We start from the raw sequence: 6,633 nt of genomic DNA on the forward strand, positions 1-6,633 counted from the left end.
GCGGGGGGGGTGCGGGGGGGGGGGTGGCGCCGTGTGTGGCTGGGGGGGGGCGGGGGGGGGCGGGGGGGGGGGCGGGCGGGGGGGGGGGGGGGGGGGCGCCCCCCCCCCCCCCCCGCCGCGGCCGGGGATTCAGCCCTTCCGTAGGGCGGCGAAGAAGGTGCGCAGGTCGGAGGTCACCGCTTCGGGGACCTCCAGGGAGGCGTAGTGGCCGCCGGTGGGGAACTCGCTCCAGTGCACGATGTTGGTGTTGTCGCGTTCGGCGAGGGAGCGGATGGTCTGGAAGTCGTCGGCGAAGACCGCGACGCCGGTCGGCGCGGTGTTGATGGCCGGTTCGGCGCCGGAGTGCGCCTCGGCGTAGTGGTAGCGGCCCGCGGTGGCCTGGGTGTTGGTGAGCCAGTACAGCGTGACCTGGGTCAGGATCTGGTCGCGGGTCACCAGGCTCGTGCCGTTGCCGAAGGAGTTGAACAGCTCGCTCCAGGCCAGCTGGCCGACGGGCGAGTCCGCGATGCCGACCGCGACGGTCTGCGGGCGAGAGGCGTTGATCGCGTTGTAGCCGCCGACCGACTGGAACCACTGCATGTGCTCCAGCGCCGCGTACTCCTTGGGGCCGAAGCCGGCGAACTCGTCCGGGTCGCCCGAGGGGAAGGAGAACAGCTGCAGGACGTGCATGCCGAGGTATCCGGGCGGCTTCAGCAGTCCGAGCTCGCGGGAGATCATGGTGCCGGCGTCGCTGCCGTGCGAGCCGTAGGTCTCGTAGCCGAGCCGGCGCATGAGGGCGTCGAAGGTGCGGGCGACGCGCGCCATCGTCCAGTCCCCGTCGGACAGCGGGGTGCTGAAGCCGAAGCCGGGGATCGAGGGGACGACCACGGAGAACGCGTCCTCGGCCCGTCCGCCGTGCGCGACCGGGTCGGTGAGCGGGCCGATCATGTCGAGGAAGTCCACGAACGAGCCGGGGTAGGTGTGGATGAGCAGCAGGGGGGTGGCGTCCGGCTCGGCGGAGGGGACGTGGATGAAGTGGACCTCCTGGCCGTCGATCTCGGTGAGGTAGTGCGGGAACTCGTTCATCCGCGCCTCCTGCTCCCGCCAGTCGAAGCCGTTGCGCCAGTGCTCGACGGTCTCGCGCAGGTAGCTGTTCGGCGTGCCGAGGTCCCAGTTGTCGACCGCGGCGGGGCGGGGCAGCCGGGTGTTGGCCAGCCGCAGGGCGAGGTCGTCGAGCTCGGCCTGCGGGATCTCCACGCGGAAGGGGCGGATCTCGGCGGAAGCGGACTTCTTCGTCGTCGTCATGGCTTCACAGTAGAACCCATATAGGAAGATTCGATTCCTAATGGTGCGGCATCATGCAGGTCATGCTGGAAACTTCCGCGAGACTCCTCGCCCTGCTCTCACTCCTGCAGTCGCGACCGTCCTGGCCGGGCTCTGAGCTGGCCGAACGCCTCGGCGTGAGCAGCCGCACGATCCGCAACGACATCGGGCGGCTGCGCGAGCTCGGCTATCCCGTGGAGGCCACGCGCGGCACGACCGGCTCCTACAGCCTCGGCGCCGGCACGAAGCTGCCGCCGCTGCTGGTGGACGACGAGGAGGCCGTCGCCATCGCGATCGGACTGCGCGCCGGAACCGGCATCAGCGGCATCCAGGAGAGCAGTGCCCGCGCCCTCGCCAAGCTGGAGCAGGTGCTCCCGCACCGGCTGCGCCGCCAGGTCGCGGCGATCCACGAGTCCACCTCCCAGGGGCCCCACAACACCGCCTCCAACGTCGAGGACCCCGAGGTCGACGCGGCGGTCCTGGCGCAGATCGCCACGGCCGTCCGCGACCACGAATGGTTCCGCTTCGACTACACCACCGGGCCCGACGAGCGGGAGGGCGAGCTGCCCTCGGGCACGGCGGCGACGTCGGGGCCCAAGCTCGTGGAGCCCTACCGGCTCGTCAGCTGGACGCGCCGCTGGTACCTGGTCGGACGCGATCCGCAGGCCGGCACCTGGGCGACGTTCCGGGTCGACTGGATCACCCCGCGCATGCCCACCCACCGCGTGTTCACCCCCACCCCGTTGCCCGGACTCGACTACACCAGCTTCGTCCTGCGCGACGTCGCCTCGACGGGCTGGAAGGTGCACGCCCGGATCACCGTGTTCGCCCCCGCGGAGGAGGTGCTGTCGCGCATCAACGCCACCGTCGGCGTGGTCGAGTCGGTCAGCGACGAGAAGTGCGTGCTCGTGACGGGAGCCGACAGCCTGGAGACCATCGCGGTGTACATCGGCATGCTCGGACTCGACTTCGAGGTCACCGGACCCGCCGGTCTCGTCGACCACCTCGCTGTCCTGGGCGAACGCTACCTGCGCTCGATCGGCAGGATGAGCAGGAGCCGCGAGGCCGAGGGCGGCGGTGATGCGGGCTCGGTTCGGCCGGGTAGGCCGTCGTAGGACAGGCCGAAGTCGGCAAGGTGCCGGCAGCGCGGACGGCACGCATGGCCGTCCGCGCTCTCCCGCGGGCTCAGGCTTCGGCGGTGCGCTTGGGCAGCTTCCAGCCGGGGCGGGGGAAGTGGCACGTGTAGCCGTTCGGGTACTTCTGCAGGTAGTCCTGGTGCTCGGGCTCGGCTTCCCAGAAATCGCCGGCGGCCGTCACCTCGGTGACGACCTTGCCCGGCCACAGGCCGGAGGCGTCGACGTCCGCGATGGTGTCCTCGGCGACCTTCCGCTGCTCGTCCGATGTGTAGAAGATGGCGGAGCGGTAGCTCGTGCCGATGTCGTTGCCCTGCCGGTTCACCGTCGTGGGGTCGTGGATCTGGAAGAAGAACTCCAGCAGCGCCCGGAAGTCGGTCAGGTCGGGGTCGTAGACGACCTCGATGGTCTCGGCGTGGGACCCGTGGTCGCGGTAGGTGGCGTTGGGCACGTCGCCGCCGCTGTAGCCGACCCGCGTGGAGACCACTCCGGGCTGCCGGCGGAAAAGCTCTTCCATGCCCCAGAAACAGCCGCCCGCGAGCAGGGCCCTCTCGGTTGCCATGTTCACTTCCCCCTCGTGTCCTTCGTCGCTCACTACAGCGGGCGTCGCAGCGGCCTTATTCCATGGGCCGCCCCTACCGCTGTTCGGCGAGCCACTGGTCGAAGGTGGTCGGCATGATGCGGGCGTCCGGGCCGGGCAGCAGCACGTTGCCCGCCGCCTCCGGGCTGAATATCGCCGACCACGTCGGCACCAGCTTCACCGTGCGGCCGCGCGCCTGGCCGGTGCGCCTGGCCATGTCGACCAGGTCCTGCGGTTCGGGCCCGGCGACATCGCGGTAACGCCCCCGCGGCCGGCCCGTCGCGATCTCGGCGAGCACGGCGGCCACGTCCGCGGGCGCGACCGGCCGCACCAGCAGGGGCGCGATCGCGGCGACGCCGTCCCGCTCGGTCCAGCTCGTCACCATCGCGGCGAAGTCGTGGAACTGCGTGGCCGGGACGATCGTCCACGGCACCGGACCGGCGGCCACCAGGCGCTCCTGCTCCCGTTTGCCGGCGTAGTGCGCGTTGCCCTCGATGCGGTCGACCCCCACGATCGACAGCAGCACGTGGTGACCGACGCCGGCCCGCTCCTCGGCGGCGAGCAGGTTGCGCGTGACGGCGCCGAAGTAGGCCACCGTCTCGGCCGGGTCGGCCGCGGTGCTGTTGGTGGCGTCGACGACCGCGTCGACGCCGGCCAGCACGTCGTCGAGGCCCTCGCCGGTCGTCAGGTCCACGCCGAGCGAGCGGCTGATGCCCACGACCTCGTGGCCGTCCCGCTGGAGAGCGGCGGCGGTGAGGGTTCCGATGTTCCCGGTCGCGCCGGCGACGGCGATCCGCATGGTGTCCTCCCATGTCCTGGCGGTCGAGCGAAGAGTATCATGGATAAAACAGATCCATGATATCTGCGATACGCTTCGGGTGTGAAACTGCCTGTTAGCACCGAATGGGTCCTGCACTGCGCGACCACGCTGGCCCAGCTGGATCCGGGAGTCAGCGCGTCGACGGCTCAGCTGGCGCAGTACTACGACCTGCCGGCGCCCTATCTCGCCAAGCAACTGAAGGCCCTCGTCAAGGCAGGCCTGCTCACCGCGACCGCGGGCCCGCGCGGAGGATTCCGTCTCGCGCGGCCGGGCTCCGAGATCACGCTCCTGCAGGTCGTCGAGGCCGTCGACGGCACGTCCTCACCGTACGAGTGCCGCGAGATCCGCCGGCAGGGCCGGGGAGCGCTGCCGGCCGCCGAGTGCCGGAGCACCTGCGTGCTCGCCGCGAAGATGGCGGACGCGCACCAGGCCTGGCGGGACAGCCTCTCCGGCGTCACCCTGGCCGACGTCCTCGACACCCTCCCGCCGTCGGCACCCTCCCGCACCCGGGCGCGCCTGGCGGAGATCACATAGCTCGGGAGGAGGCTTTCCGATCTCCGCTCGGGGGGCCTCCGGGCGTCATTAGGATCCCCTGGTGATCTTCAAACGATCGTTCGCGGGCGGCTGTCTGCTCGCCCTGCTCGCCCCCCTGGCGCTGGTCGGCGCACCCCCCGTCTCCGCCGATGACGGCGACCCCGCGGAGCCGCCCAAGGTCGAGCTGGTGCTCGACGTCAGCGGCTCCATGCGCGCCCGCGACATCGACGGGCTCAGCAGGATGGCGGTCGCGCAGCACTCCTTCGGCGCGGTGGTCGACTCCCTGCCCGAGGGGACGCAGCTGGGCATCCGCGTCCTCGGGGCGCGGCACCGGTTCCCCGGCAGCCCCAAGGCCGTCGGATGCACCGACACCCAGCAGCTCTCCCCGGTCGGCCCGGTGGACAAGGCGCGGGCGAAGGCGGCGATCGCGACGCTGCGCCCCACCGGCTGGACGCCGATCGGGCTCGCGCTCCGCGCGGCGACCAGGGACCTGGGCACCGGGGAGACGACACGAAGGATCATCCTCATCACCGACGGCGAGGACACCTGCTCGCCCCCCGACCCCTGCGAGGTGGCGCGCCAGCTCGCCGCCCAGGGCACGCACCTGGTCGTGGACACCCTCGGGCTGACCCTCAACGACAAGGTCCGGCAGCAGCTCACCTGCATCGCCGACGCCACCGGCGGGACCTACACCGCCGTCCAGCACCAGGAGGAGCTGACCGGCCGCCTCAACCAGCTCGTCCAGCGCGCCGGCACCACCTACAAGAGGACTCCGGAGAAGGTCGCCGGGACCGCGGGGTGCGCCGACGCGCCCACGCTCGCGCCCGGCGTGTACACCGACCGGGAGCGGTTCAGCGAGCACCGCTGGTACCGGGTGTCGGTGGCTCCGGGCCAGGAGCTGCGCGCCTCCGTCAGCGTCTCGCTCGACCGGACCCTGAACCCCGACCACGGCGTCCTGCTGCGCGCGGTGTCCGGGGCCGGGCAGGAACTCGTCCGCGGCACGGACGCGGGCAGCGGACGCACCGACGTGCAGTCCACCGGCCTGCGCTGGTCGGACCAGCGGACCGGGGCGGACGCCTCCGCCTCGCCGTCGCCGGACGGCGGTTCCGGCGGCACGCCGGTCTGCCTGGTGGTGAGCAACTCCTTCTCCGCCCCGCCCACGGTGCGGACGGCGCCCGGCATGCCGCTGGAGCTGACCGTCGACCTCGTGCCGTCCTCGGACACGCCGGGCGAACCGGACCTCGGCCGCGGCTGGCTGCTGCTGATCGTGCTCGCCGCGACGGGCCTCGTCGCCGGCCTCGCCACCGGATGGCTCGCCCGGTGGCGGGTGGCCGTCTGGAAGGAGAACTGACCATGCGCGCCTCCCTCCTCCTCGCGTCCGCGGCCGCCTGCGCCGTCCTGCCGGCGACCGCCGCGCCGGCCGCCGCGGCCCCCTCCCCGAGCCCGCGACCGACGATCGGCACCGCGGGAACGTCCTTCCTGACCGCGACCACCGTGGAACCCGGGCAGCCGGTCCGCGTGCCCGCCTCGACCGGCGACTACCTGTACTGGTCGTTCGCCGCCGCGGCCGGGCAGACCGGGCGGATCGCGGTGACGGTCGCGCTGCCCCCCGCGGCGAGCCGCCACGGCGCCGCGACGTACGGCATCGACGTCTTCGACGGGCTGCGCCGCCGCCAGGCGTGCACGGCCGGTCCGCAGAACGCGACGGCGGCGGCCGGGGCCGCGAGCGTCAGGCTCCGCTGCACGCTGCGGCGGGTCCGGGCGTGGGCCGAGCCGTGGTCCGACGACCCGCTGCCCGGCACCTACTACCTGCGGCTCGCGGCGAGCGGCCTGCCCGAGCAGGACCTCGGCCTGCCGATCCGGGCCGACGTGCGGATCAGCGCGAAGGACGGGGACGCCCGGCCCGCGGGCGCGAAACTGAAGGCGCCGCTGTCCCCGGCCGTCGACCCCGGGGCCACGCTCGCCCCGGGCGCCGCGCCGTCGGCGGGCCCCGTGGACTCGGCGCCGAAGCCGGCGGAGCGGGTCAAGGGCTGGTTCTCCTGGCCGTCCGGCCGGTGGTGGTGGACGATCGGCGGCGGCGTCCTCGCCGCCGTCATGTCCGTGGCGGGCTACAGCCTGACCCGGCATCCGCGCCGCTGGTTCTCCGCGCCGCGCTGACCGGTCCGGGCCGGGGCCGGGGGGGGCGGCGGGCGGACCCCCCCCCCCGGCCCCCGGCACGCCGGCGGGGGGCCCCCCGCGGGGCGGGGCCGGGGCGGCCCCCCCAC

7 protein-coding genes are annotated in these 6,633 nt (G+C 73.2%); 4 read left to right on the forward strand and 3 right to left on the reverse strand.

From position 1 onward, the window contains the following. Window positions 1-129: 129 nt before the first annotated feature. Window positions 130-1,284, reverse strand: coding sequence for an epoxide hydrolase family protein (locus tag ABWI04_RS41055; protein WP_345172591.1), 1,155 nt, complete (start codon window positions 1,282-1,284; stop codon window positions 130-132). 62 nt (window positions 1,285-1,346) lie between these two features. Between ABWI04_RS41055 and ABWI04_RS41060 the strand changes: the two genes are divergently transcribed. After that, window positions 1,347-2,417 (forward strand): helix-turn-helix transcriptional regulator, encoded by a 1,071-nt coding sequence (locus ABWI04_RS41060; protein ID WP_353835791.1) that lies wholly within the window; start codon window positions 1,347-1,349, stop codon window positions 2,415-2,417. A gap of 70 nt (window positions 2,418-2,487) precedes the next feature. Here ABWI04_RS41060 and msrA read toward each other — a convergent pair whose 3' ends face one another. Together msrA and ABWI04_RS41070 are read right to left on the reverse strand one after the other, a co-directional pair. Continuing rightward, window positions 2,488-2,997, reverse strand: a complete 510-nt coding sequence (gene msrA, locus ABWI04_RS41065) for a peptide-methionine (S)-S-oxide reductase MsrA (protein WP_345172587.1) — start codon at window positions 2,995-2,997, stop codon at window positions 2,488-2,490. A gap of 73 nt (window positions 2,998-3,070) precedes the next feature. After that, window positions 3,071-3,814, reverse strand: coding sequence for an SDR family oxidoreductase (locus ABWI04_RS41070; RefSeq protein ID WP_353835792.1), 744 nt, complete (start codon window positions 3,812-3,814; stop codon window positions 3,071-3,073). 81 nt (window positions 3,815-3,895) lie between these two features. Here ABWI04_RS41070 and ABWI04_RS41075 point away from each other — a divergent pair, with 81 nt between their 5' ends. From ABWI04_RS41075 to ABWI04_RS41085, 3 genes are all read left to right on the forward strand, one after another. Further along, window positions 3,896-4,369, forward strand: a complete 474-nt coding sequence (locus tag ABWI04_RS41075; protein WP_353835793.1) for an RrF2 family transcriptional regulator — start codon at window positions 3,896-3,898, stop codon at window positions 4,367-4,369. 61 nt (window positions 4,370-4,430) lie between these two features. Next, window positions 4,431-5,720, forward strand: coding sequence for a VWA domain-containing protein (locus ABWI04_RS41080; protein ID WP_345172581.1), 1,290 nt, complete (start codon window positions 4,431-4,433; stop codon window positions 5,718-5,720). A 2-nt stretch (window positions 5,721-5,722) separates the two neighbouring features. Continuing rightward, window positions 5,723-6,526: a hypothetical protein gene (locus ABWI04_RS41085; RefSeq protein ID WP_353835794.1), complete on the forward strand. Its 804-nt coding sequence runs from the start codon at window positions 5,723-5,725 to the stop codon at window positions 6,524-6,526. Window positions 6,527-6,633: the final 107 nt, after the last annotated feature.

The organism is Actinomadura sp. NPDC000929, from assembly GCF_040492065.1.
Lineage (GTDB): Bacteria > Actinomycetota > Actinomycetes > Streptosporangiales > Streptosporangiaceae > Spirillospora > Spirillospora verrucosospora.

Excerpts from the sequence above, each read along its gene's own strand:
- ABWI04_RS41070 (WP_353835792.1), bottom strand. The coding sequence starts at position 3,814 with ATGCGGATCGCCGTCGCCGGCGCGACCGGGAACATCGGAACCCTCACC.
- ABWI04_RS41085 (WP_353835794.1), top strand. The coding sequence starts at position 5,723 with ATGCGCGCCTCCCTCCTCCTCGCGTCCGCGGCCGCCTGCGCCGTCCTG.
- msrA (WP_345172587.1), bottom strand. The coding sequence starts at position 2,997 with ATGGCAACCGAGAGGGCCCTGCTCGCGGGCGGCTGTTTCTGGGGCATG.
- ABWI04_RS41055 (WP_345172591.1), bottom strand. The coding sequence starts at position 1,284 with ATGACGACGACGAAGAAGTCCGCTTCCGCCGAGATCCGCCCCTTCCGC.
- ABWI04_RS41060 (WP_353835791.1), top strand. The coding sequence starts at position 1,347 with ATGCTGGAAACTTCCGCGAGACTCCTCGCCCTGCTCTCACTCCTGCAG.